Annotated in this window: 24 protein-coding genes; 15 read left to right on the top strand and 9 right to left on the bottom strand. The window is 66.2% G+C overall.

Annotated features, from left to right (window positions below):
* Positions 1–17: 17 nt before the first annotated feature.
* From polA to AC1DVA_RS06030, 5 genes are all read left to right on the top strand, one after another.
* Entirely contained in the window at positions 18–3,059 is a 3,042-nt protein-coding gene (gene polA / locus AC1DVA_RS06050) for a DNA polymerase I (protein ID WP_476805348.1), read from the top strand.
* A gap of 141 nt (positions 3,060–3,200) precedes the next feature.
* Entirely contained in the window at positions 3,201–4,277 is a 1,077-nt protein-coding gene (locus AC1DVA_RS06045; RefSeq protein ID WP_476805347.1) for an AI-2E family transporter, read from the top strand.
* Between the two features lie 117 nt (positions 4,278–4,394).
* A complete protein-coding gene (locus AC1DVA_RS06040) occupies positions 4,395–4,754 on the top strand; it encodes a DUF883 C-terminal domain-containing protein (protein ID WP_265051156.1) in 360 nt (119 codons plus the stop codon).
* Between the two features lie 2 nt (positions 4,755–4,756).
* The gene (locus AC1DVA_RS06035; RefSeq protein ID WP_476805346.1) at positions 4,757–5,182 is read left to right on the top strand and encodes a hypothetical protein; all 426 of its coding nucleotides are present in this window, start codon (positions 4,757–4,759) and stop codon (positions 5,180–5,182) included.
* A 78-nt stretch (positions 5,183–5,260) separates the two neighbouring features.
* On the top strand, positions 5,261–6,652 hold the full coding sequence (locus AC1DVA_RS06030; protein WP_476805345.1) for a sensor histidine kinase: 1,392 nt from the start codon (positions 5,261–5,263) through the stop codon (positions 6,650–6,652).
* Positions 6,653–6,663: 11 nt separating this feature from the next.
* Here AC1DVA_RS06030 and AC1DVA_RS06025 read toward each other — a convergent pair whose 3' ends face one another.
* Both AC1DVA_RS06025 and AC1DVA_RS06020 read right to left on the bottom strand, forming a co-directional pair.
* Positions 6,664–7,044: a response regulator gene (locus tag AC1DVA_RS06025; RefSeq protein ID WP_476805344.1), complete on the bottom strand. Its 381-nt coding sequence runs from the start codon at positions 7,042–7,044 to the stop codon at positions 6,664–6,666.
* Between the two features lie 164 nt (positions 7,045–7,208).
* Positions 7,209–7,640, bottom strand: a complete 432-nt coding sequence (locus AC1DVA_RS06020; protein ID WP_265051160.1) for a DUF992 domain-containing protein — start codon at positions 7,638–7,640, stop codon at positions 7,209–7,211.
* A 176-nt stretch (positions 7,641–7,816) separates the two neighbouring features.
* Here AC1DVA_RS06020 and AC1DVA_RS06015 point away from each other — a divergent pair, with 176 nt between their 5' ends.
* Complete coding sequence (locus AC1DVA_RS06015) at positions 7,817–8,050, top strand: hypothetical protein (RefSeq protein WP_476805343.1); 234 nt, start codon at positions 7,817–7,819, stop codon at positions 8,048–8,050.
* Between the two features lie 7 nt (positions 8,051–8,057).
* On the opposite strand, the gene AC1DVA_RS06010 is transcribed toward AC1DVA_RS06015, so the two are convergent.
* On the bottom strand, positions 8,058–8,693 hold the full coding sequence (locus AC1DVA_RS06010; protein ID WP_476805342.1) for an extensin-like domain-containing protein: 636 nt from the start codon (positions 8,691–8,693) through the stop codon (positions 8,058–8,060).
* 469 nt (positions 8,694–9,162) lie between these two features.
* Positions 9,163–9,957 (bottom strand): response regulator, encoded by a 795-nt coding sequence (locus tag AC1DVA_RS06005; RefSeq protein ID WP_476805341.1) that lies wholly within the window; start codon positions 9,955–9,957, stop codon positions 9,163–9,165.
* A 212-nt stretch (positions 9,958–10,169) separates the two neighbouring features.
* Between AC1DVA_RS06005 and AC1DVA_RS06000 the strand changes: the two genes are divergently transcribed.
* The 3 genes from AC1DVA_RS06000 to AC1DVA_RS05990 are packed head-to-tail and all read left to right on the top strand — an operon-like array spanning position 10,170 to position 12,620.
* Positions 10,170–10,394: a NepR family anti-sigma factor gene (locus AC1DVA_RS06000; RefSeq protein ID WP_265051163.1), complete on the top strand. Its 225-nt coding sequence runs from the start codon at positions 10,170–10,172 to the stop codon at positions 10,392–10,394.
* Positions 10,381–10,968 carry a sigma-70 family RNA polymerase sigma factor gene (locus AC1DVA_RS05995; protein WP_265051164.1) on the top strand — a complete coding sequence of 196 codons (588 nt, stop codon included), beginning with the start codon at positions 10,381–10,383 and terminating at the stop codon, positions 10,966–10,968. The genes AC1DVA_RS06000 and AC1DVA_RS05995 overlap by 14 nt, the downstream gene beginning before the upstream one ends.
* A complete protein-coding gene (locus AC1DVA_RS05990; protein ID WP_476805340.1) occupies positions 10,968–12,620 on the top strand; it encodes a sensor histidine kinase in 1,653 nt (550 codons plus the stop codon). Before AC1DVA_RS05995 ends, AC1DVA_RS05990 begins: the two co-directional genes overlap by 1 nt.
* 3 nt (positions 12,621–12,623) lie before the next feature.
* Here AC1DVA_RS05990 and AC1DVA_RS05985 read toward each other — a convergent pair whose 3' ends face one another.
* Both AC1DVA_RS05985 and AC1DVA_RS05980 read right to left on the bottom strand, forming a co-directional pair.
* Complete coding sequence (locus AC1DVA_RS05985; RefSeq protein WP_476805339.1) at positions 12,624–13,505, bottom strand: transglutaminase family protein; 882 nt, start codon at positions 13,503–13,505, stop codon at positions 12,624–12,626.
* A gap of 136 nt (positions 13,506–13,641) precedes the next feature.
* Positions 13,642–13,923, bottom strand: a complete 282-nt coding sequence (locus AC1DVA_RS05980; protein WP_476805338.1) for a hypothetical protein — start codon at positions 13,921–13,923, stop codon at positions 13,642–13,644.
* A gap of 164 nt (positions 13,924–14,087) precedes the next feature.
* Here AC1DVA_RS05980 and AC1DVA_RS05975 point away from each other — a divergent pair, with 164 nt between their 5' ends.
* The 4 genes from AC1DVA_RS05975 (at position 14,088) to AC1DVA_RS05960 (ending at position 18,121) form a co-directional block, all read left to right on the top strand.
* A complete protein-coding gene (locus tag AC1DVA_RS05975; protein ID WP_476805337.1) occupies positions 14,088–14,843 on the top strand; it encodes a Crp/Fnr family transcriptional regulator in 756 nt (251 codons plus the stop codon).
* Between the two features lie 228 nt (positions 14,844–15,071).
* Entirely contained in the window at positions 15,072–15,767 is a 696-nt protein-coding gene (locus AC1DVA_RS05970) for a class I SAM-dependent methyltransferase (RefSeq protein WP_476805336.1), read from the top strand.
* A gap of 145 nt (positions 15,768–15,912) precedes the next feature.
* Positions 15,913–17,103 carry a diguanylate cyclase domain-containing protein gene (locus tag AC1DVA_RS05965; protein ID WP_476805335.1) on the top strand — a complete coding sequence of 397 codons (1,191 nt, stop codon included), beginning with the start codon at positions 15,913–15,915 and terminating at the stop codon, positions 17,101–17,103.
* A gap of 88 nt (positions 17,104–17,191) precedes the next feature.
* A complete protein-coding gene (locus AC1DVA_RS05960; RefSeq protein ID WP_476805334.1) occupies positions 17,192–18,121 on the top strand; it encodes a glutaminase in 930 nt (309 codons plus the stop codon).
* 146 nt (positions 18,122–18,267) lie between these two features.
* Here AC1DVA_RS05960 and AC1DVA_RS05955 read toward each other — a convergent pair whose 3' ends face one another.
* The 3 genes from AC1DVA_RS05955 to AC1DVA_RS05945 all read right to left on the bottom strand — a co-directional run bounded on the left by AC1DVA_RS05955 (position 18,268) and on the right by AC1DVA_RS05945 (position 21,907).
* Positions 18,268–19,890 (bottom strand): ABC-F family ATP-binding cassette domain-containing protein, encoded by a 1,623-nt coding sequence (locus tag AC1DVA_RS05955; protein ID WP_476805333.1) that lies wholly within the window; start codon positions 19,888–19,890, stop codon positions 18,268–18,270.
* A gap of 229 nt (positions 19,891–20,119) precedes the next feature.
* Positions 20,120–20,596 (bottom strand): Cys-tRNA(Pro) deacylase, encoded by a 477-nt coding sequence (gene ybaK, locus AC1DVA_RS05950; protein ID WP_476805332.1) that lies wholly within the window; start codon positions 20,594–20,596, stop codon positions 20,120–20,122.
* Between the two features lie 141 nt (positions 20,597–20,737).
* Positions 20,738–21,907, bottom strand: coding sequence for a SphA family protein (locus AC1DVA_RS05945; protein ID WP_476805331.1), 1,170 nt, complete (start codon positions 21,905–21,907; stop codon positions 20,738–20,740).
* 29 nt (positions 21,908–21,936) lie between these two features.
* Here AC1DVA_RS05945 and AC1DVA_RS05940 point away from each other — a divergent pair, with 29 nt between their 5' ends.
* Positions 21,937–22,182, top strand: a complete 246-nt coding sequence (locus tag AC1DVA_RS05940) for a hypothetical protein (protein WP_265051173.1) — start codon at positions 21,937–21,939, stop codon at positions 22,180–22,182.
* 191 nt (positions 22,183–22,373) lie between these two features.
* Positions 22,374–23,141: a hypothetical protein gene (locus tag AC1DVA_RS05935; protein ID WP_476805330.1), complete on the top strand. Its 768-nt coding sequence runs from the start codon at positions 22,374–22,376 to the stop codon at positions 23,139–23,141.
* Positions 23,142–23,186: the final 45 nt, after the last annotated feature.

Raw genomic sequence — 23,186 nt, 5'->3', positions numbered from 1 at the left:
CGCTTATGGTCCGCGCCATGAGCGAGACAGCCACGACCGCCCCTGCCCTGAAGCCCGGCGACCACCTCTTCCTGGTCGACGGCTCGAACTTCATCTTCCGGGCCTATTTCCAGTCGATCAACCAGGACCGGAAATACAATGCCCGCTCGGACGGGCTGCCCTCAGGCGCGGTCCGGCTCTTCGCCACCAAGCTTTTCCAGTTCGTGCGCGAGGGCGTGCTCGGCGTCAGGCCGACGCACCTCGCCATCGTCTTCGACAAGTCGGAGAACTCCTTCCGCAAGGCGATCTACCCGGCCTACAAGGGCAACCGCTCCGAGCCCCCTGCCGATCTCATCCCGCAATTCCCGCTGATGCGCGAGGCTGTCCGCGCCTTCGGATTGATCCCGGTCGAGCAGGATGTCTACGAGGCCGACGACCTGATCGCGACCTATGCCAAGCAGGCGCGCGAGGCCGGCGCCGAGGTGCTGATCGTCTCGGCCGACAAGGACCTGATGCAGCTCGTGGGGCCGGGCGTCGCGATGTACGACCCTGCCTCCGGCGACCAGAAGAAGGGCGCGGGCTTCCGGGCCGAGCGTCGCATCGGCGAGCCCGAGGTCGTCGAGTATTTCGGCGTCACGCCCGACAAGGTCACGGATGTGCAGGCGCTGGCCGGCGATGCCACCGACAACGTGCCTGGCGCGCCCGGCATCGGCATCAAGACGGCCGCTCAGCTCATCGGCGAATACGGCGATCTCGAAACCCTGCTGGCGCGCGCCGGCGAGATCAAGCAGCCCAAGCGCCGGGAAACGCTGACCAACCCCGAGGTGGTCGAGAAGGTCCGCATCTCGCACAAGCTGGTCACGCTGGTCGACGACGTGAAGGTCGAGACCCCGCTGGAAAACCTGACGCTGGAGCAGCCTGATCCGGCGAAGCTCGTCGCCTTCCTCAAGGCGATGGAATTCACCACCATCACCAAGCGCGTCGCCGAGGCCTATGAGGCCGATATCGGCGCGATCGACGCCGACCCGGCGCTGGCCCCGGGCGGCTCGCGTGCTGCCGAACTCAAGGCGCTCTATGTCGGCGCCGATGCGATCGAGGATGCCGTTTCGGCCGTGACGACGGCGACGCCGTCCGCCTCTGCGACCCTGCCCGAGGCTACCGGCGGCGAAGCCGGCTGGATGAAGCCGGCCGATCTCGCCGCCACGCGCAAGAACGAGGCGATCGCGGCGAAGATCGACCGCTCAACCTATGAATGCGTGCGCACGCTTGCCGATCTCGAACGCTGGATCGGCTGGGCCTATGAGGCCGGCCATGTCGCGCTCGACACCGAGACCAATTCGCTCGACGCGATGCAGGCCGATCTCATCGGCATCTCGCTCGCGGTCGCGCCCGGCCGCGCCTGCTACATCCCGCTCCAGCATCGCGGCGGCGATGGCGGCCTGTTCGACGAAGGGCTGCTCGCCGATCAAATCCCGCTGGCGCAGGCGGTCGCGGCGCTGAAGCCCCTGCTGGCCGATGCAGGCGTGCTCAAGATCGGCCAGAACCTGAAATACGATCTGCTGATTCTGGAGCGCCACGGTCTCACCGTGTTCCCGGTCGAGGACACGATGCTGATCTCCTATGCGCTCGATGCCGGCATCAACAGCCATGGCATGGACAAGCTCTCGGAGATTCATCTCGGTCACGAGACGATCCCGTATTCGCAGGTCGCCGGCACCGGCAAGGCTCAGGTCACCTTCGACAAGGTGCCGCTCGACCGCGCGACGGACTACGCCGCCGAGGATGCCGACGTCACGCTCAGGCTCTGGCTCGCGCTGAAGCCGCGCCTCGCCGCCGAGAAGAAGACCGCGGTCTACGAGGTGCTGGAGCGGCCGATGGTCGCCGTACTCGCCAATATGGAGAAGCGCGGCATCGCCATCGACCGGCAGATCCTGTCGCGGCTTTCCGGCGATTTCGCGCAGGGGCTGGCCCGGCTCGAGGACGAGATCTACGAGCTCGCTGGCGAGAAGTTCACCATTGGCAGCCCCAAGCAGCTCGGCGACATCCTGTTCGGCCGGATGGGGCTGGCAGGCGCCAAGAAGACCGCGACCGGCCAATGGGCGACCGGCGCCGGCGTGCTGGAGGAACTCGCCGAGCAGGGCCATCCGCTGCCTTCCAAGATTCTGGAGTGGCGCCAGCTCGCCAAGCTGAAATCGACCTATACCGACTCGCTGCCGGCCTATGTGAACCCGCAGACCAACCGGGTCCACACCTCCTATGCGCTGGCGGCGACGACGACGGGCCGGCTCTCCTCCTCCGAGCCCAACCTGCAGAACATCCCGATCCGCACCGAGGCCGGGCGCAAGATCAGGACCGCCTTCGTGCCGGAGAAGGGTTTCAAGCTCGTCTCGGCCGATTACAGCCAGATCGAATTGCGCCTGCTCGCCCATATCGCCGAGATCCCGCAGCTGCGGCAGGCCTTCGCCGATGGCATCGACATCCATGCGATGACCGCATCCGAGATGTTCAGCGTGCCGGTAGAGGGCATGCCGAGCGAGGTGCGCCGTCGCGCCAAAGCGATCAATTTCGGTATCATCTACGGCATCTCGGCCTTCGGCCTCGCCAACCAGCTCGGCATCGGCCGCGAGGAGGCGAGCGCCTATATCCGCAAGTATTTCGAGCGCTTCCCCGGCATCCGCGACTACATGGACCAGACGAAGACCCATGTGCGCGCCCATGGCCAGGTCACGACCATCTTCGGACGCGTCTGCCATTTCCCGGCGGTCTCCTCGAAGAACCCGTCGGAGCGCGCTTTCGTCGAGCGTCAGGCGATCAACGCGCCGATCCAGGGCTCGGCCGCCGATATCATCCGCCGTGCCATGACGCGTATGGATTCGGCCCTGACCGCGAACCGGCTCAACGCCCGCATGCTCTTGCAGGTCCATGACGAACTCGTCTTCGAGGTGCCGGAGGAAGAGGTCGAGAAGACCCTGCCGATCATCGAGAAGGTGATGGTCGACGCGCCGCATCCCGCCGTGCAATTGCGCGTGCCGCTCGCCGTCGAGGCCCGCGCCGCCGGCAACTGGGATGAGGCCCACTGAGCCGGCCGGAACCGGGCTGACCATTCCCGCGTTAACATTCCCGGCGCGCCAGGGGGGCGCGGGTCGCGCGTTGGAAGCAGGATCATGCTCAGCTCATCGGCCTGGAGGCCGTTTCCGCGTTACATGGCGGAGACGGAACCGGTGGACGAGACCGAAGAGGTCACACCCTACGAGCATGACCTCATCGTCCGCTACGCCATCGTCGGCATCTTCGTCATCCTGGCGACGGCCTCGCTCGCGCTGACCAAGGTCATCGCCATGCCGGTCATCGCCGGGGTGATCTTCGGGCTGGTCCTCGGGCCTCTGGTCGACTGGATGGTCCGGCACAATGTGCCGCAACAGGCGGCCGCGGCGCTGGTGATGCTGCTCTTCGTCGGCCTGCTTCTCGGCGGGATCGGCATCCTTGCGGTACCCGTGGCGGGCTGGAGCGACCAGGCGCCGGCCATGATGGCGGCGCTGCAGGCCAAGCTCGCCGGCGTCTTCGCCTTCATGGACGAGTTCAAGCGCGGCGTCGCATCGATCACCGGCAAGGGTGCCGAGCTCAGCGTTTCCCAGGGCAATCCCCTGTTCGACATCGCCATGTCGTCCTCGGCGGCCGCCGGCGGCATGCTGATCTTCGTCGCGACCGTCTATTTCTGGCTGGCGACGCGCCGCCATCTCAAGGCGCGCGTGCTCCGGCTCTGCCTCGGCCGCGGCGCGCGCCGGTCCGCGGGCTCTTTCTTCGAGGAGATCGAGGAGCGGGTGGCGCGCTATTTCGGCCTGGTGACGATCATCAATCTCGGCATGGGCTTCCTGACCATGACCATCGCCTGGATCGCCGGCTTGCCGTTTCCGCTGTTCTGGGGCGCGCTCGCCTTCATGCTCAATTACCTCGCCTTCATCGGGCCCATCTTCGTCGCGGTCCTGCTGCTGGCGGGCGCATTGTTGGACGCTCCGTCGCTCCTTGCCGCGCTCTGGCCGGCTGCGGCCTATTACGTCCTCCATCTGTTCGAGGGTAACGCGATCACCCCGGTCTTCGTCGGCAGCCGGCTGACGATCTCGCCCTTCCTCGTCTTCATCTCCTTCATCTTCTGGCTCTGGCTATGGGGACCGATCGGTGCCGTGCTTTCGACCCCGATCGTCATCGTGGCCATGGTGGCGCAGGAAGAATTCACGCGTTACCGCCGCGAGAAGGCCAAGGCCGACGCAGAAGAGAAGCCGGAGGCACAGGCCGCCTGAGTGCCGCGGCCCGGAACAGAACCGGAGTGGACGCGTTGCGACACAGGCAGTGCCCCTTGCGGCGGCGACGTTGCATCGGCACCATTCCCTATTCAACAGCGACAGGAACTCATCGTCATGGCAACCACGACATCCGCAAAACGTCAGGCGGCTGCTGCCGCCAAGCGAGCCAAGGCAGAGGTCGAAGGCGGCGCCGAGGATGTCGCTGCGGAGGCACGCAGCGCCGGAGCACGCGCCAAGCGCCAGGCGAGCGCGCTGGAAGACACGCTTACGCGCAGCGCGGAGGATATCGCCGCGACCGTCGGCGAACGCCTGCGCGCCGTTGGCGTGGATACCGACAAGATGGTCGACATCGCCAAGGAGCAGGCGACCGAGCTGCAAAAGCTGATCGAGGACGAGATCCGCGAGCGGCCGCTGCGCGCGCTTGGGCTGGCGGCGGCAGTCGGGCTGTTCGTCGGCTTCCTGTCGGCGCGCTGATCATGTTCGGGGGGATCGGATCTTTCATCGCTTCGGAAATCTCCGGCGCGGTGAAGCGCAATGTCATCGTCTACGGCCTGTTCGGCCTGGCGGCGCTGCTGGTGCTCTGCGCCGGCGGCTACGCGCTCAACGCCCTGCACACGATGCTGGCGCTTCGCTACGGGGGGGTCGCCGCAAGCCTCTGGATCGCTGGCGGCTTGTTTGCGACGGCACTCCTCGCCTTCTGCATCGCGCTTTACGTCAAGGGCCGACGCAGGCCGCCTCGTCCGGCCGCGACGGCTGCGCTCGCCGCCGCCCCCCTCGCCGCAAAGCTGATCGGTTCGCGCATGAGCTGGCGCTTGGCCCTGGCTGGCGGAATCGTCGTCCTTGGCGCAATTCTCGGCCGTCAGATCGTGGCCGGCGGGGCAGAGGACGACGAAGAGGCTTGATCCGAGGCGCCCATGGCGGTGGATGGGCCGTGTCATTTTACATAGGGATGTCGGCATGCGTCCTTTAACAAGGCTGGCATGTCCGATCAGGTGAGGCCCCGTAGCCGCTTCTCGCTTCCGGCCCTTCCGGCCTTCAGCACACGGCTCCGCTCGGCAACGACGACGATCATCTCGATCGGTGTCGTCGCCGTGGCGGTGATCGTGGCTGCGTTGATCAATCAGCAGGCCCGGCGCACGGCGGATCTTGTCTCGCATGCGATCGAGATCCGCGAACGCGCGGAGCGCTTTCTCGGCCGCCTCCGCGATGCGGAGACGGGTCAGCGTGGATTTCTCCTGACCGGCCAGCCGAGCTATCTCGAGCCTTTCACCGAAGGGCGGGCGACGGCTGGCCCCGAGCTCGACATCCTGGCTGCGCTTGTCGATGCCGATCCGGCCCAGAAGGCGCAGGTGGCGAAGCTGCGTCAGGATATGGGCATCAAGTTCGAGGAACTCGATCGCACGATCACGCTGGAGCGGGCCGGACGCCGTGAGGAGGCGATCGCGCTCGTCCGCGATGCCGGCGGCATTGCGGCGATGGACCGGCTGCGCGACACGGTGCAGGAGATCCAGCAGGCCGAGAACACCCGTCTCCTCTCGCTCTATCGACGTGAGGAGCGCAGGCGGCTCTGGAGCAGCACGGGCATCGTCGTCGCGCTCGCCGGGCTCGCCTTCGCGGCCTGGCAGCAGCTACGCCGGCGCCAGCGCCGCACCGCCGCGCTGGCGGTCAGCAATGCCGAGCTCGAACAGATCGTCGGCGAGCGCACCCGCCAGCTCGAGAGCGAGCGCATGCGGATCGAGGCGCTGCTGCGCGACGTCAATCACCGCGTCGRCAACAACCTGGCCATGGTCTCGGCCCTGCTCAATGTTCAAAGCCGGCAGACGCGGCAGCCCGCGGTCAAGGCCGCGTTGGCGCAGGCGCAGTCCCGCATCCAGGCGATCGCGGCCGGCCAGCGCCGCCTGCGCCTCGACATCGAGACGGACGAGATCGATGCGCGTCCCTATATGGAGGACCTGCTGGCCGAGATCGGCAAGGCGGCGGAAGGTCGCCCGATCCGGATCGATCTCGACATGGAGTCGATCCGCCTTCCCGGGCGCGACGCGGTGTCCTTCGTCGTCATCGTCAACGAATTGGTGACCAACGCGATCAAGCACGCCTTTCCCGACGGCATGTCGGGATGCATCACCATCCGGCTTGCCCAGGATGAGGTGGAAGGCGTGCCGGTCCTGGCCATGACGATCGAGGATGACGGCGTCGGTTTTCCGGCCGAGGTTCAGAACAAGGGGCTTGGGCAGACGGTGATCGCGAGCCTGCTGCGCAGCATGCGGGCGAGCATGATGAGCCGGCCGCTGCATGCGGAATCAGGAGAACGTCCGGGAACACGGATCAGGGTGATCTTTCCGAAGCGGGAGACCCCGCCAACCTCGGCCTGACGCGGCTGGCGCTAACCCTGAACGGCCTCGTCGGGAGCGGGCTCTATCGCGCTCACGACGAAAGCGGCGACTTCCCGGATCGAGAAGGGCTTGCGCAGGAAGCGGGCGTTCCGCAGCGGCGCCGGCACCTCATGCGGAGCCGAACCCGACACGAACGCGAACGGCGTTCCTGTCTGCTGGAGCGCGCTCGCGACCTCGAAAGTCTTCCCCCCGACGACATCGATGTCGAGCAGGGCACAGGAAAGCTGGCGAGACGCGGCACGCCTCGCCTCTGCGACGGATTCGACCACGATCAGCTCGGCATCGGCACCGAGCTGTTCTGCGACGGCACTTTCGATGTCCATCGCGATAAACGGGTCATCTTCGACGATCAGAACGCGGATATCAGCCATTGACCGGCTTCTCACTCACTGCAATCCCAGCACGGCTCGATAACGTCATAGGATTGGCGATGTTCCTGCTCTCGCTCAGTATGGCCCGAAAAGCCTCGATTTTGAATCGAATTTGCCAAGTCAGGGTTAGCAAAACGTAATCTTGGGTCTTTTTTGCCTCCAGCTTAGCGCCGCCGGCCGGGAGCGACGAGCGTCAGCTCGAAGCTGGTGACGCCGACAGCGACATTGATGCCGCGATTGCCCTGGAAAGGCAGCGGCTGCAGGGTCACCGCGTTGTTGTCGCCGCCCACGAGGGTGTTGCCTCCCGCTCCGGGCGTTGCGCCTGTCGCCTTGTACTGGCCCGCGAGCGCTCCCAGCGGCGCACGCGCATAGGGGCCGTAGACGCGCCAGGCCAGCGCGGCGCTGCGGACGGAGGCGAGGTCGAGCCCGAAGCTCCGGACGATGCCGGTATAGTGCTGCAGGGGTCCGCGACGGGGGCGGAAACGGCACTCCATCGGCTTCTGCGCCGTCACGACCGGCGCCAGGCCGCCGCTGACTGTGCAGGACAGCCGGCCTGTCGGCGGTTCGCTCGACTGGGCCAGCGCAGGGGTGGACATGCTTGCCAGGCCAGCGAGGGCGGCAAGGGCAAGGAGGAGACGGGGTTGCCCAAAAGTCATCGCGTAGGCTCCTGGCGAGGTGACGGACGGAACGCCTCAAGAATCCCACAGTTCCGGCTTAGAGGAACCAAAGGAAGCTTGTTGCGTTGGCGCTTCATCTTGGCATGGGAACGTCGATGTCCGTGAGTCGCCCGCTGGGAGAAATCCCAATAATTCACGATCCGGTTCCGGACGCGGCCCTGCCGCCGTTCTGGGAGCTTGAGGATTTGATCGCGACCGGGCTCGATTGCGATGCGGCGCTGGCGGTGATGGCAGCGCGGCGCGCCGGCCCGAGACTCGTCGATGTCGACGACGCCGATGATTCCCCGGAGCGGCAATCGTTCCTCATGCGGTTCGACATCTCGGAATAGGCTCCGTTCACTGGCAGAAGCGTGATGCGCGCGAGCGCCGCGCCTGGATGTCGACGTGAAGGTGATTGGCGTGTGCGGCGTCTGAGCCGGGTCCCAGCGCCGTCATGAAGGCTCCGCAAGCCGATTGACGCACTCCATCGAGGAAGCGGTTCTGCGCAAGTCCCGAAGGCTTCTCGACCGAGATCACTTCCGATTTGCCGCCTTCCGCCAGCTTGAAGGCGAAGATGTCCAGAGCCTGACCCGTTGCGTGTTCGCTGATCGGGCCGGCCGAAGCGCGGTTGCGCCTTCGGCATTCCTGCCCTCCGCCGACACGCACCCCCGTCAATCCCATAGCGAAATGTCCCTGCGCAAGCGGCTGAACGCTGGTGTCGAGCCAATCGGCGACGGCTGATGCCATCGCGCAGCTGACGAGCGGCGCCGGATCGAACGTGACCGTGAGCGCTGCCTTGTTTCCGCGGAGGGCGAGGGCGTGGAGGCGAACCGGCTCTTCGACGCGACAGGCCGCGTCGGCTTGCCCGAGCTCCGACACGGCCGGCTCGATCCGGTTGCCGGGAATGGCCGCCAGCCTGGACAGGCATGTCGATGCGCTCGATGGCGTCGGCTCGGCCGGCGCCGGCTGCTCCGCTTGCGGCGGCTTGACCACGTTCCGCTCGACGGGTGCACGCGGCAGAAGCTCCGCAGGGCGCGGCGGGGGCAGGGGGCTGGCGGCAGCAGAAGGAGCGGGTTTTGCCTGTGCCGACGCGACACACGGACAGACCCAGACGGCCATCGCGATCAGTGCGGCTTGGACGTGGCCGGAGCGTATCGCAGAACTCAACCGTCGAGGGCCGCGGCGCCGGCGACGGCGAGGCTCGTCAAGGCTGCAAGTGCCAGCGACAAAACCTCCCCGCTCAGCGCTCCAGGCGCCACCGCTCCCGAAAACAACGCTGTCGCGATCGAACTCGCCGCGATTGCTGCTGACAAGCAGGTCATCGCCATGGCCCACGCCCTCCCGAACCGGATACCAAACCGACATCGTGACGCGAACGCTCGATGACGGGGCTTGTTCCCGAGCCCGCGACAAAAAAAGCCCGCGGTCGCGCCGCGGGCTTCGACGGTGGGAAAACGCCGGTTCAGGCGGCCTTGCGACCCGCGCGCCGGTCGAAGAACAGCGCCTGGCTGATCGCCGCCTTCACCGCTTCCGGCTGGAAAGGCTTGGTGATCAGGAAGGCGGGCTCGGGCCGGTCGCCGGTGAGCAAACGCTCGGGATAGGCGGTGATGAAGATCACCGGCACGTCGATCGACGACAGGATTTCGTTCACGGCATCGAGACCCGAGCTGCCATCGGCGAGCTGGATATCGGCCAGCACGAGCCCTGGCCGCTTCTTCGCGACGAGAGCGATGGCTTCGCGCTGGGTGCGGGCGACGCCGGTGACGGTATGGCCGAGCTCCTCGACCATCGTCTCGATGTCGAGCGCGATGATCGGCTCGTCCTCGATGATGAGCACGTCGGTTGCAACCTGCTCCGCGATCTCCTGGCCGGCGGTCTGGACCAGCGTGGCGGCATCGCCCGGGTTGATGCCCATGATCGTCGCGACCTCCTCGATGGAAAAGCCCTCGACTGTCCGCAGCAGGAAGGCCTGCCGCGGTCGCGGCGTCAGCGCTTCGAGATTGCGTTCGGCCGGAGCCCGCGTGAGCTCGACGATCGGCTCGCGCGTATCAACGCTGGCCGAGGACCAGAGCTTCAGAAAGGCTTGATAGAGGCCGATTCGCGGGTCGATCCCGCGGGGAAAGCCGGAAGGATCAGCCACCAGCGCTTCCAGCATCGCTACGACATAAGCGTCGCCGCTGGTTTGCGTGCCGGTGAGCGCGCGGGCAAACCGGCGCAGGTAAGGAAGATGAGGCGCAATTTCTTTGGCGATCGACATGAACGCATCCCTTTTATCGTGCCGAAATAATGGCTTAGGATGGGCCGCTGACAAGGAATTTATTTTTTGTCGGATGCGGAACTTTTTGGAATCTAGGCTGTTATTACGGCGCATTGGTGTCGCCACCGCCACTGGGCTTTGGTTTCGCCGACGAAGAAACGGAATGCGGGACTTGCTGGAAAAGCAGGCTCGGTTGTGGCGCGAGGGCTGATATGAGCAATCTGGATGCAGCGATGTCCGAACCCGACGGAGGCGATAGTGACGACTTCGAACTGGTTCTGGACCCGAAGGTGCAGGAATCCATCGGTCGCTCGCTGAAGGCCCATTACGACGACATCGTGAACGCGCCCGTGCCGGACAAGTTCCTCGTCCTGCTGGCGCAGCTTGAAGCCACCGAACAGCGCGCAGCCGGAGCGTCGTCCGATGAGCGCAAGTGATGCCAGGACCGCTGCCCAAGCCAACGAGTTCAAGGATGGCTTGATCCGCGAGATTCCCAATCTGCGTGCCTTCGCGGCTTCCCTGTCCGGCTCGATGCAGCTGGCGGACGACCTGGTGCAGGATACGCTGCTCAAGGCCTGGGGCAATTCCGACAAGTTCGAACCGGGCACGAGCTTGCGCGCCTGGCTGTTCACGATCCTGCGCAACACCTACTACTCCCTCTACCGCAAGCGCGGCCGCGAGGTGCAGGACAGCGAGGGCACCTATGCCGAGCGCATGGCGACCCATGGCAACCAGGAGAGCCATCTCGACCTCGCCGATTTCCGCAAGGCGCTGGCGAAGCTCCCCGAGGAGCAGCGGGAAGTCCTGATCATGGTCGGTGCGACCGGCCTGTCCTACGAAGAGGCTGCCGACATCTGCGGCGTGGCCATCGGCACCATCAAGAGCCGGGTCAATCGGGCGCGGACCAAGCTCGCCGAACTGCTCTCGATAGGCGGGGTCGACGATCTCGGGCCGGACCGCACCAGTGCGGCAGCGATGCAAAGGGTCGGTTCCGAACCTGTTGGTTCCTGATGCGTCTGGCGAGAATCAGCACCGTTCGCGGGCGCCTTCTGGCCCTGCTGATCGCCATTGCGGTGCCGGTCGGATGTGCCTCCGCATTCGCAGCCTATGCAACCTACCGGGCCGCCATAGCGACGATCGAAACCGCACAGGCCCGGGCCGTCGATGACTTCGCGGTGCGGACACGGGTCTGGTATCGCGGCGCTTCACGGGCTTTGCTCGCCTTCGGCACGGTGGCGATCGATGCGCGCCTCGACGGCGCTGTTTGCGAAGAGGCCGCGCTGGGGGCGTTGAAACGGGCGAGCGGCTTCCGTGCGTTCTTCCTGCGCAGCGCCGACGGACGCGTTTGCGCGGGCTCTCTCGACGCAGGTCTATCAAGCGAGATGATGAGCAACGTCGCCCGGCAACTTGCCGGGCTTTCTTCTGTCGCGACCTGGAACGGAGCCGATCTCGGCAGGCTTCGCTACGATCAGGTCACGCTCGCGGGTCGTCGTTACCTCGCCGTTCTGATGGCGGACGAACAGGCCTCGGGCGGGGGGCTGCAGGAGGCCCTTCTCCTGACGACTCCGGATCTGCTGGAGAACGTGTTCGACCTCGGCGATGGCGGCCGGGATATGAATGTCGCCTTGATCGGCCGTGGTGGCGCTGTTGTGGCCAGCCGCGGCGAGGATGCCGACATGTCATGGCTGCCGCAGCAGGATCGCCTCCCGACCGGGCGCGAGCGCTGGACGGCACCAAGCCGGTCAGGTCCAGGCCGCATTTATACGGCCCGGATGGTCGCCGAGCCGGACTTCTACGTCATAGCCAGCTTCGACGACGGACCTGCCAAAGCCGCGCGCGTGCAGTTCATGGTGCTTCTGCTGGCGCCGCTCATCACGCTTGGCTTGCTCTGCCTCGTCTATCTGCGGGCGATCGACAAGCACTGCGTTCGCTGGCTGCGCGGCATCGAGGCGGCCGCACGGGCCCGGGCTTCCCTAGGGCGGACGAGAGCGGCGATCGCCGACGACATGCCGAGCGACATCCGCAGTGTGGCGGAAGCCTTCAACGCCATGGTCGACGAGCAGGAGGTGCGTCAGCGCCGGCTCCAGACCGCGCTCGACGACAACCGCTTTCTGGTGCGTGAGCTGCATCATCGGGTGAAGAACAGCCTGCAGGTCGTCCAGAGCTATATCGGCCTGAGCAAGCGCGATTATCGCAACGAGGCCCGGCTGGCGCTCGCCGATGCCGAGTGCCGTGTCCATGTGCTCTCTGCCGCCTATCGCTTCACCCTGGCCGACGGCGAGATGCAACCGGTCCGCGTCGACCTGTTCCTCGACGATGTCGTCACCATGATCTCGAACCTGATCCGCAGCCGCGACCAGTGGGTCACGAGCCGGATCGATACCACGGCGACACTCTCGGTCGACCGCATCATCCCATTGGGGTTCCTGGTGGCGGATGTCGCTTCACGCGCGCTGCGCAGCACGCCCGAAGTGCGGATCACGGTCAGCGTCGTCGATATCGATGAAGCCACGATCGAAGTCGGCCTCGACGCCGACCGCGAGATCAGCCATGGCGCCCCGCCGCGCATCTTCGCCGGCCTCATCGCCCAGATCGAGGCCGTTCAGACGGCCGATCCCCAGAGCCATTCGCTCGGCCGCTGGCGCGTCAGGCACGCCGTCTGAGCGCTATGGCTGCGCGGCCTGCGCCGGCTCGATCGCAACGCCGACGCTGAGCCCCAGGAAGGAGCCGGCCGGCCCGACGAAGCTACCTGCGACGGCCGAGGCATCCTCCGGTACGCGCGCTACAGCGACACGCAGGAGCTGCCGGTCGGCGACGAGATCGTTGGTCGGGTCGAACTCGACCCAGCCATCGCCGGGGATGAAGACGTCGGCCCAGGCATGGGTCAGCCCGACGGCGCTGATCAGCGACGATGCCTCCAGGCTCCGGTCATGGATGTAGCCGGTGACGAAGCGCGCGGCGAAACCCATGCGCCGGGCGAGCTCGATGAACAGCCAGGCATAGTCGCGGCACGAGCCGCTGGAGTTTTCCAGCGTATCGACGGGATGCTGCGTCCCCTCGTCGAAGCGCACGGCATAGGAAAGCGCATCGTGGATCGCATGGGCCAGATCGCGCAGAAGATGGCCCGAGCCCTGGCCGATCCGGGCTCTGAAATCTGCGAGCCAGCGATCGAGATGCTTGTCGGGGTCGGCGCTGGCGAGCATCAGGAAAGGCTGGAGAACCGCTCGCTCGTTTTCGCTGTAGACCACGCCTGTGAGCGCGGCCCCGGGCTTGATTTCGGTCCGGGGCAGGGCCGAGCCGAAGCGCTGGAGCGTCAGGATGCTGACRATCTCGAGCGTATCGGCCTCGGCTTCGAAATTCGCGATGGCGACGGGGTTGCCGTAGGCGTCATGCATCCAGGTGAGATGGGCGTGCGGCGAGATCGAGAGCGCGGTGTCGAAGACACGCAGGTCGAAGCTGTCGCGCGGCCGCAGCATCAGCCGGTGCGGACCGAAGGCCACGGGCTGGGCATAGCGGTAGGTCGTTGCGTGCCGAATGCGCAGCAGCATGGGGTTTCCGCCTGCAAGAAGCCAAAAAATAAGCCGCCAGAGGCGGCTTTGAAGTGCGACGCGAGGATGCGTCGCGCATGTAACGCGGGAAATCCCGTCAGGTTCCGCTGCTACGCATTTTTAGATCCTCACGTGCTCAGCGTACAATGTGCGTGACGAGCCCGCCCGCCATCGCCTGCTGCGAAGGCGAGGCGATCGCACGCTTCGCGGTGCTCTGCGCGCGGTCCGAGCGATCGACCGCGGCGAACCGGAGATCGGCAGCCTGATCACGCTCGCCCTTGGCCAGCGCGACGGTCGTCGAACTCTGGTCCGTCGGCGCCTGCAATTGTGCTCCGAGCGTCAGGCCGGTGACGGCTGCGCCCATGAATCCAAAGAAGAAGAGGGCTCGTGCAGCCGGGGCAAGACTGGCTTTCGGCATATCTGTCTCCCAACGCTTTCCGACGCCAAACGTCGGGTTTCAGCAGGAAAACGCGACGGAAGCCCTGATGGTTCCCTTGGTCCCGGCAGGGAACGCGTGGCCGCCTGTCTGCGTTGGGCGATTGCCGGCGCTTTCCGCATCGGCCTCGGGGGATCGATCCGCTCATGAACATCGTCAGTAGGCAGGGACGGTTGGGCACGCCCTGCCTTGCCTGCCCGCTGCGGCTGAAACCCGCTTTCAAGGACAAGACCGACGACGAAATCCGATTCATCCAGGCGATGAAGATCGATCATCGCGCGCTGCCGGCAGGCGCCGACATCATCCACCCCGGACAGGAGGATGCGGAACTCTATACGCTCTATTCGGGCTGGGCCTTCCGCTACAAATCCCTGCCGGATGGGCGCCGCCAGATCCTGAATTTCCTGCTGCCGGGCGACCTCGTCGGGCTGCAGGCCACTCTGCTCAGCGCTTCCGAGCACGGCATCGAGGCGCTCACCGAGGTCGAGCTTTGTGTCTTCTCGCGCAGGCGGATCTGGGATCTGTTCGTGAAAATGCCGTCGCTGGCCTATGAGCTGGCGTGGCTGGGCTCGCGCGAGGAGAGTCTGATCGACGACAATCTGACGTCGGTGGGCCAGCGCAACGCAGGCGAGCGCGTGGCGGCGCTGGTGATCTCGCTCTATCACCGGGCCGATGCGCTTGGCCTGGTGAGCAACGACAGCTTCGCCTTTCCGCTCTCGCAGCAGCAGCTTGCCGATGCACTCGGCCTCTCGCTCGTCCACACCAGCAAGACCTGGTCGCGCCTGCGCAAGGCTGGCCTGTTCTCGCTGTCGGGAGGGCGCCTGACATTGCTCAATCCCCGCCTCACGGCGCGTATGGCCTCGGTCTACGAGCAGAATTCGACGCCCAGGCCGCTGATCTGAAGCATTTGTCCGATGGTTGTTGGCTGGAAAGCGGAAAAGAGCTTGGCGGGCGGCCGCTCTTGACCCCATATGCCGCACAGGTAACGTTCGTCCGCGTCAGACGCGTCGTCTCTGCGGCGATCAAGGGGTGCCATGTCTTCGACGGTTCGTCATCGTCCGCGCGCTACGTCGCTTGCCGCTCGCCTCGGGCAGTCCCGTGTAGCGTCGCGGATCGAAGGCGAAATGCGGGTGACGGCCGCCGACCTCGTCGACAGCGTCGCCGAAGCCAAGCTCAAGGTGGCGGCTGTCCGCTACAAGGTCGAGAGCGAGGTCCGCAGCACCGCCGAGAAGTTCAAGAGCCGCGTCAGCGAGGCCAAGGCGAAGCTTGGCGATGAGGCCCGCTTCATCAAATCCTGGATCGACGATCCACGCCGCACGGGTTCGGTGACGCCGTCGAGCCCGGCGCTCGCGCGGCGGATGGCATCCTTCGTCGATCCGGAACAACCCGGCCCGGTCATCGAGATCGGCCCCGGCACCGGCCCCGTCACCGAGGCGCTGATCGAGCGCGGCATCGACGAAAGCCGTCTGATCCTCGTCGAATTCAGCCCGGAGTTCTGCGAGCTCCTGCGTCGGCGCTTTCCACGCGCCACCGTTGTGGAGGGCGATGCCTATGCGCTCGCCGCCACGCTTTCCGGCCATCTGCACGAGAAGGCGATCGCGCTCGTCTCGAGCCTGCCGCTGTTCAACCGCCCCCCGGCCACGCGCTCGGCGCTGGCTCGCGAGGCGTTCCCCCTGCTCGTCCAGGGCGCGCCCTTCATCCAGTTCACCTATTCGGTGATCTCGCCGATCCCGCGCAAGGGCTCGGGCCTCAAGGCGTTCGTCTCGGACTGGGTGCTGCGCAACATCCCGCCCGCACGCGTCTGGGTTTATCGTCAAAATCGCTGAAGATATGAGCTTTCGGCATCCCTGCGTTGCAGGCCGGGCGTGATTCGCGCGGCTTTCCTCACCGAATCGTAATACCTCGCTGTTACGCAGCCCTTTGCGACCGGCTGCCCCGCTGGCCTGTTCGCCAGAGGAGCCGGTTCAGCCGATGAGTGCCCCAGTCCTCCGTTTCAGCCTGCCGCGCTGGCGCGTGACGCGCTGGCTTGCGGATGCTGGTCCGGATGTTCCGCCGGAGATCCGGGTCGCGCTGGTGGGCAGCCTCTACGGCACGCTGCCGATCTTCGCAGGCGGCGTGATCAATTCGCTGGCGGTCTCGTTTCTGATCACGCTGCGCATTCCGACCCTGCCGTTCATGCTCTGGTGCGCCTTCGAGGTCATCTGCTGTTTCGTGCGCCTGCTCGTCCTGGTGAGCGCACGCCGTCGCGCGGCCCGTGGCGACTCGACACCGACGGATCTCTATCTCCTGCTCGGCATCGCCTGGGCGGCCGGCATCGGGGCCGGGACCTTCCTCAGCCTGACGAGCGGCGACTGGGTGGCGGCGGCGCTCGCCTGCCTGTCCGCCGCCGCGATGGTCGGCGGCATCTGCTTCCGCAATTTCGCCGCGCCGCGCATGGCCGGCGTGATGATCGTGCTGACGCTCGGGCCCTGCGTGCTGGCGGCGCCGTTCCTCTCCGAGCCGATCATGCTGATCACCTTCATGCAGATCCCGTTCTATCTCTTCAGCATGACGGTCGCGGCCTACAAGCTGAACGCGATGCTGATCTCGACGATGCGGGCGGAGCGCGAGAACGCCTTCCACGCGCGGCATGACATGCTGACGGGGCTGTCGAACCGGGCCGGGCTGGCGACAGYCTTCACCAGCCGGTTCGAGAGCGAGGCGGCGCCGCGCGGGCTTGCCCTGGTCTATCTCGACCTCGACGGCTTCAAGGCCGTCAACGACAGCTACGGGCACATGGCCGGCGATGCCCTGCTCCAGCTCGTGGCCGAGCGTCTGCGCGGCCTCGTCCGCGCTTCCGACATTGCAGCCCGTATCGGCGGCGATGAGTTCGTCGTCCTCTCCGAGCAGACCGAGCGCGTCCAGCTCCAGCGCTTCGGCGAGCGGATCGTGCGCGAGATCTCCGAGCCCTATGAGCTCGACAGCGGGCACAAGCTTCACATCGGCGCCTCGATCGGCATTGCGCTCGCCCCCGAGCATGGCCGCGACATGAACAGTCTGATGACGGCGGCCGATGCCGCGCTCTATCAGGCGAAGTCGCGCGGCAAGTCGCTCTGCATCATCGCCGCCCAACGCCCCGCGATCGACGGTGGCCCGTCAGGTGGGGCGCTCCGCCTCCATTGACGATTGATGCCCGTCGCCTGTTCCGCCGGGCTTGACCCGCCGGCCCGGCTCGGGCTTGCCTGAAGCGCGCAACAGCCGGGATCGCAGCGTGACGGATATCGGGCGGCTCGTCCGCGACATTGCCGACGAGATGCGCGACGCCGGCGAGCGCGGCGAGGCCGCGACCTATATCCCGCCGCTCGCCCGCATCGATCCCCACCAGTTCGGGCTCTGCGTCGTCACCGCGGATGGCGAGGTTCACGCTGCCGGCGACAGCGACGAGCCCTTCTCGATCCAGAGCGTCTCCAAGGTCTTCGCCCTGACCCAGGCGCTCGGCAAGGTCGGCGACACGCTCTGGCGTCGCGTCGGGCGCGAGCCCTCCGGCACGCCGTTCAATTCGATCGTCCAGCTCGAGCGCGAGCAGGGCGTGCCGCGCAATCCCTTCATCAATGCCGGTGCGCTGGTCGTCGCCGACGTCAATCTCGCCGGCCATGAGCCGCGCGTCGCCATCGGCGAACTGCTGCGCTTCGTCCGCTATCTCGCCGACGACGACGCGGTCATCATCGACGAGGCCGTGGCGCGGGCCGAGCAGGCCACCGGCTTCCGCAACATCGCGCTCGCCAACTACATGAAGGCCTTCGGCAACATCACCCATGCGCCGGAGCTGACGCTCGGCGTCTATTTCCACCAATGCGCCATAGCTATGAGCTGCCGCCAGCTCGCCATGGCAGGGCGCTTCCTGATGCATGGCGGGCTCTACGAGCCGGGTGGCTCACGCGTGGTATCGGCCCAGCGCGCGCGCCGCATCAACGCGTTGATGCTGACCTGCGGCCATTACGACGCCTCGGGCGATTTCGCCTTCCGCGTCGGCCTGCCCGGCAAGTCCGGCGTCGGCGGCGGCATCCTCGCCATCGCGCCGGGCAAGGCCGCGATCGCGGTCTGGTCGCCTGGCCTCAACGCCAACGGCAATTCGCTGCTCGGCACGCTGGCGCTGGAACGACTGGCGGACGCCACCGGCTGGTCGGTCTTCGCGCGGTAGGAGGCCCCACTCCAGAACCTCGCCGTCATTCCGGACAAGCGGCGAAGCCGCGCCGATCCGGAATCCATCGAAGGACGCTGCGCTCTACGATGGATTCCGGGTCAAGCCCGGAATGACGGTGTGGTTCTGGGTGAACTCAGCACGCTCTAGCTCCGCAATCCCGGCGCTTCCTGCCCGGTGCGGGCGACGTATTCCGTGTAGCCGCCGCCATAGGCGTGGACGCCCTCCGGCGTCAGTTCCAGCAGACGGTTCGACAGCGCGGCCAGGAAATGGCGGTCGTGCGAGACGAACAGCATCGTGCCCTCATATTGCGAGAGCGCGGTGATCAGCATCTCCTTGGTCGCGATGTCCAGATGGTTGGTCGGCTCGTCCAGCACGAGGAAGTTCGGCGGGTCGTAGAGCATCATCGCCATGACCAGGCGCGCCTTCTCGCCGCCGGAGAGCACGCGGCAGCGCTTCTCGACATCGTCGCCGGAGAAGCCGAAGCAGCCGGCCAGCGACCTGAGCGAACCCTGCCCGGCTTGGGGAAAACGGTCCTCCAGCGCCTCGAACACCGTGCGCTCGCCGTCGAGCACCTCCATGGCATGCTGGGCGAAATAGCCGAGCTTGACGCTGGCGCCGATGTTGACGATGCCGGTATCGGGCTCGGCCGTGCCGGTGACGAGCTTCAGCAGCGTCGACTTGCCGGCCCCGTTGACGCCGAGCACGCACCAGCGCTCCTTGCGCTGGATCTGGAAGTTCAGCCCGTCATAGATGCTCCGGCTGCCATAGGCCTTGTGCACGTTCTTGAGGCTGACGACGTCGTCGCCTGAGCGCGGCGCCGGCTGGAATTCGAAGGCGACGGTCTGGCGCCGCCGCGGCGGCTCGACGCGCTCGATCTTGTCCAGCTTCTTGACGCGGCTCTGCACCTGCGCGGCATGGGAGGCGCGCGCCTTGAAGCGCTCGATGAAGGCGATCTCCTTGGCGAGCATCGCCTGCTGGCGCTCGAACTGCGCCTGCATCTGCTTCTCGGCCAGCGCCCGCTGCTGCTGGTAGAACTCGTAATCGCCCGAGTAGCTGGTCAGCGCGCCGCCATCGATCTCGACGATCTTGCCGACGATGCGGTTCATGAACTCGCGGTCATGCGAGGTCATCAGCAGGGCGCCGTCATAGCCCTTGAGAAAAGATTCCAGCCAGATCAGGCTTTCGAGGTCGAGATGGTTCGAGGGCTCGTCGAGCAGCATCGCGTCGGGCCGCATCAGCAGGATGCGGGCGAGCGCGACGCGCATCTTCCAGCCGCCGGAGAGCGCGCCGACATCGCCCTCCATCATCTCCTCGCTGAAGCCCAGCCCCGCCAGAACCTCGCGCGCCCGGCCGTCGAGCGCATAGCCGTCGAGTTCCTCGAACCGGCCCTGCACCTCGCCATAGCGGGTGATGATCTCCTCCATCTCGTCGGCCCGGTCGGGATCGACCATCGCCGCTTCGAGCTCGGCGAGCTCGGCCGCGACCGTGCTGACCGGGCCGGCGCCGTCCATCACCTCGGCGACCGCGCTGCGGCCGGCCATCTCGCCGACATCCTGGCTGAAATAGCCGATGGTGGTGCCGCGATCGATCGAGACCACCCCTTCGTCGGGCGCCTCCTCGCCGGTGATCATCCGGAAGAGCGTGGTCTTGCCGGCGCCGTTGGGGCCGACCAGCCCGACCTTCTCGCCCTTCAGCAGCCCGGCCGAGGCCTCGATGAAGACGATCTGCTTTCCGTTCTGCTTGCTGATGTTCTCGAGGCGAATCATGGAGTTGGGAACCTTGGCAGGGGAACGCCCATCACCGGCGTGAGTCGGCGAGGGGTGGAACCGCGCCGTCATCCCGGGCTTGACCCGGGATCCATCGAAGGGCGCCGGAGCTCTACGATGGATCCCGGATCGGCGCCGCTTCGCGGCTTGTCCGGGATGACGGGGAATGAGCGAATTGATCGGAGAGCGCTCTACGCGATGAAGACGACAAGGGGAAGGCTGTCGGCTGTCATCCGACGCAAATCGCCGCGCTGCGGGCATTGGCCGCGCTCAGGAGATCGGCGGGCGCAAGCGCGATCTGCAGGCCACGCTGTCCGCCATTGACGTAGACCAGCGTCTCGCCCGAGGCGGCTTCGTCCACGATCGTCGGCAGCTTGCGCTTCTGGCCGAAGGGGCTGACCCCGCCGACCTTGTAGCCGGTCAGCCTCTCGGCATCCGGCACCGGCATCATCGCCGCCGCCTTGCCGCCGAAAGCCGCCGCGACCTTCTTCATGCTGGCCTCGCGGTCGGAAGCGAGCACGATGCAGACCGGCTTGCCGTCGACCCGCGCGATCAGCGTCTTGAGCACGCGCTGCGGCGGCTCGCCCAGCGCCTCCGCCGCCTGCAGCCCGACGCGCTCCGCGTTGGGATCGTAGGCATAGCTGCGCAGTTCGAACGCGATGCCGAGTTGCTTCAGCGCCAATGTGGCGGGTGTCGTCTGGGCCATTATCTCGCGGCTATCGAGGCTTCCGGCAAAACCGGCGCGGCGGTCGCTGCCGTCGCCATGGGAGCCTGATAGCCATTCGCCGGCCGCCCGAAAAGAGCAGTGCTTCGTGCTTCTGCCGATGGAGTCGAGCTCTGGGGACAGTTAGTACTTCACCACGCGGGCGCCGGGGACGGGTTCCGGAGGTGGCGCCGCCTGCGCGACATGGCCGAGCGGGAAGGCGACGCTGACCAGCCCGATCGTCCCCTGCGGCCGATTTTCGACGCTGACTTCGCGCAGGATCTTGAGGCGCGTCGAGACAGGCGTCCCGGCGACGACGAAGGTATAGCCGATCGAGCCGCCGATCGCCGTGGTGCGCCCCTTGTAGGGCCCGAGGGAGGCGCCGGCGCCGCTATCCGCCGTGACCTGCTGATAATGCGAGACCTGGGCGCCGACCGTCAGCTCCTTGGTGAGCGAATAGGTGACGGCGAGGTCGCCATGGACGGCATTGCCGCTCTTGTAGTCGGTATCGTCGTTCTTGCCGTTGATCTCGAAGCCGACGGCGCCCGAGATGTCGAGGCCGATTTTCGGATCGAACCAGGTTGCCGCCGCATAGAGATCGCCGATCCAGCGATTGAACGACAGGTTGGACAGCTGGCCATCCTGATAGGTGCCGGAAGGAATGTTGACGGCGGCGCCGACCTGCCAATGGAAGTTGCCGGCATGCCAGCCGACGAAGCTCGTCATGACGGGATCGCCGAACAGGAATTCCGAATCCCGCAGCTTCACGCCGAACCCGCGGCCGAGACGAGGCGCGGCGATCAGCGCTCCCGCGCTGACGCGCGGCTGGCCGAAAGGCAGGGTGACGGCGAAGGCCAGGTTGCCGCCGAGAATCTCGACAGGCGTGACCCAGGTCGGCGTGGCGAAGTTGACGCGCGCCTGGACCTTGACATTGGTGAGGACGGAGCCGCCAATCTGCGTCTGCGTGCTTGCCGAAAGGCGTCCTGAGTACGAATAGAAGTCGTTCTCGAAGTAGAAGCCGGGTGGCGGGACGATGCCGGCGCCGGGGCCGCGAAGTCCCGGAACGAAAAGGCTGGCGCCGCTTTCGGTGGCGAAGACCGCATCGGGAACGGCACCGACAGCAACCCATGCCGTTGCTGCGAAGACAGCCGTACCTATACGCCGCGTGATCGATGTCCCTGACCCCTCGTGCGGACGCTGGACCGATTTGCTGGGGTCGTCAAGGCGAGCGGCCTGACGATTGCTGCAGGCGAAAACAGGATTGTTACGGTTACATGGTGTCCCGACGGCGAGGACTGGAGTCACACTATTCATGTGCCCGTTCGTCTGATGAAAGCGTGGCGATGGAAAACGCGCAAAGACGCGGCCTGGCTCGCCTGATGCTCCGGTGGCCACAAAAGCGCCCAGCGCTCAAGGCTCGGTTCGGCAGCGATGCGCGGCTTGCGGAGTTGTGCGAAGCCTATGAAGTCGCCTGCGAGGCGGCTTCCTACTGGGACAAGTCCCCGTCGCCCGCTGCCCCCGAACGGGCGCAAGAGTATCGCTCGCTGATGGTCGCGACAGAGCAAGATATCCTGAAGCGGATTTCTTAAGGTCGTCGGGAATCGCGAGTGTGCCATGCGTCTTCAGGCTTGCTGACACGGCCAACTGCACGTCATACTTGGAACAGTACATTATATCGACGTGGTTTCGGTCCAGCGGCGAGGACGAAGCGATGGGCGAGAGCTTGAACAGCAGGCGGGAACCACCGGGGGCCGAACAGGTCTTCGGAGCTCTCGAACGATTGCTGACTTCCGATGAACTGCGTCTTTCGGAGCGCAACCGGCGCTTCCTGTCCTTCGTGGTCACGCAGGCCATCAGAGGCACGGCGGATCGCATCAAGGCTTATACGATCGGCGTCGATGTCTTCGGGCGCGATGAAGCCTTCGATCCGGCGACGGATCCGATCGTCAGGATCGAGGCGACACGCTTGAGAGCGGCCCTCGCATCCTATTACGAGCAGGTGGGATCTGAAGCGGCGGTCAGGATTTCGCTTCCCAAGGGCAGTTACGTGCCGGCATTCGACTGGGCTGCCTTGGCGCACGGCGCGGAAGCCGGCGGGGATCTCGTCGAGAAGAGGGCCGGCATGCCGCCGCTCTCGGCGCAGGTGATCGTTCAGGATCATACCGGGCGGGGCAATGAAGACATGGCGGCACGCGCCGAGCTCTTCGTCGATGCGCTCGCGATGACGCTGCAGAAGGCTTCCTTCACCGTCCATGTCGTGCCGCCGGAGGAGCGCCGTGCCGCCGCCGACGCGATCCAGGCCATCTACTGTGCGCCGCATGAGGCGCTTTCGCTCGATATCGCCGTTCGCCCCGTCGATGCCAAGATGCGTTACTCCTGGCGCCTGGGCGATCTCGCAACAGGCGAGGTCCTGGCCACCAGCTTCCGCGACTACGTGGTCGCGAGCGCATCCGGCTATGAGGGCGTCGACGATCTCGCCGCCGACGCGACCAGCGCCATATCCGCGGCCATCGGCCTGCGCCGGCGCGCACAAGGCCGGGTTCCGTAACCGTTACAGGCTTAAGCCCCAAATTGGTCCATGCAATGCTCAGGT

The organism is Allobosea sp. P4_C6 (assembly GCF_056402015.1).
Note: the sequence above shows the minus strand (reverse complement) of the source record. Positions and strands in the feature narration are given on the sequence as shown.

Coding starts and splice junctions, on each gene's coding strand:
- polA (WP_476805348.1), top strand. CDS start 18: ATGAGCGAGACAGCCACGACCGCCCCTGCCCTGAAGCCCGGCGACCAC.
- AC1DVA_RS06040 (WP_265051156.1), top strand. CDS start 4,395: ATGGCAACCACGACATCCGCAAAACGTCAGGCGGCTGCTGCCGCCAAG.
- AC1DVA_RS06035 (WP_476805346.1), top strand. CDS start 4,757: ATGTTCGGGGGGATCGGATCTTTCATCGCTTCGGAAATCTCCGGCGCG.
- AC1DVA_RS06025 (WP_476805344.1), bottom strand. CDS start 7,044: ATGGCTGATATCCGCGTTCTGATCGTCGAAGATGACCCGTTTATCGCG.
- AC1DVA_RS06020 (WP_265051160.1), bottom strand. CDS start 7,640: ATGTCCACCCCTGCGCTGGCCCAGTCGAGCGAACCGCCGACAGGCCGG.
- AC1DVA_RS06015 (WP_476805343.1), top strand. CDS start 7,817: ATGTCCGTGAGTCGCCCGCTGGGAGAAATCCCAATAATTCACGATCCG.
- AC1DVA_RS06005 (WP_476805341.1), bottom strand. CDS start 9,957: ATGTCGATCGCCAAAGAAATTGCGCCTCATCTTCCTTACCTGCGCCGG.
- AC1DVA_RS06000 (WP_265051163.1), top strand. CDS start 10,170: ATGAGCAATCTGGATGCAGCGATGTCCGAACCCGACGGAGGCGATAGT.
- AC1DVA_RS05995 (WP_265051164.1), top strand. CDS start 10,381: ATGAGCGCAAGTGATGCCAGGACCGCTGCCCAAGCCAACGAGTTCAAG.
- AC1DVA_RS05990 (WP_476805340.1), top strand. CDS start 10,968: ATGCGTCTGGCGAGAATCAGCACCGTTCGCGGGCGCCTTCTGGCCCTG.
- AC1DVA_RS05980 (WP_476805338.1), bottom strand. CDS start 13,923: ATGCCGAAAGCCAGTCTTGCCCCGGCTGCACGAGCCCTCTTCTTCTTT.
- AC1DVA_RS05975 (WP_476805337.1), top strand. CDS start 14,088: ATGAACATCGTCAGTAGGCAGGGACGGTTGGGCACGCCCTGCCTTGCC.
- AC1DVA_RS05955 (WP_476805333.1), bottom strand. CDS start 19,890: ATGATTCGCCTCGAGAACATCAGCAAGCAGAACGGAAAGCAGATCGTC.
- ybaK (WP_476805332.1), bottom strand. CDS start 20,596: ATGGCCCAGACGACACCCGCCACATTGGCGCTGAAGCAACTCGGCATC.
- AC1DVA_RS05945 (WP_476805331.1), bottom strand. CDS start 21,907: ATGAATAGTGTGACTCCAGTCCTCGCCGTCGGGACACCATGTAACCGT.
- AC1DVA_RS05940 (WP_265051173.1), top strand. CDS start 21,937: ATGGAAAACGCGCAAAGACGCGGCCTGGCTCGCCTGATGCTCCGGTGG.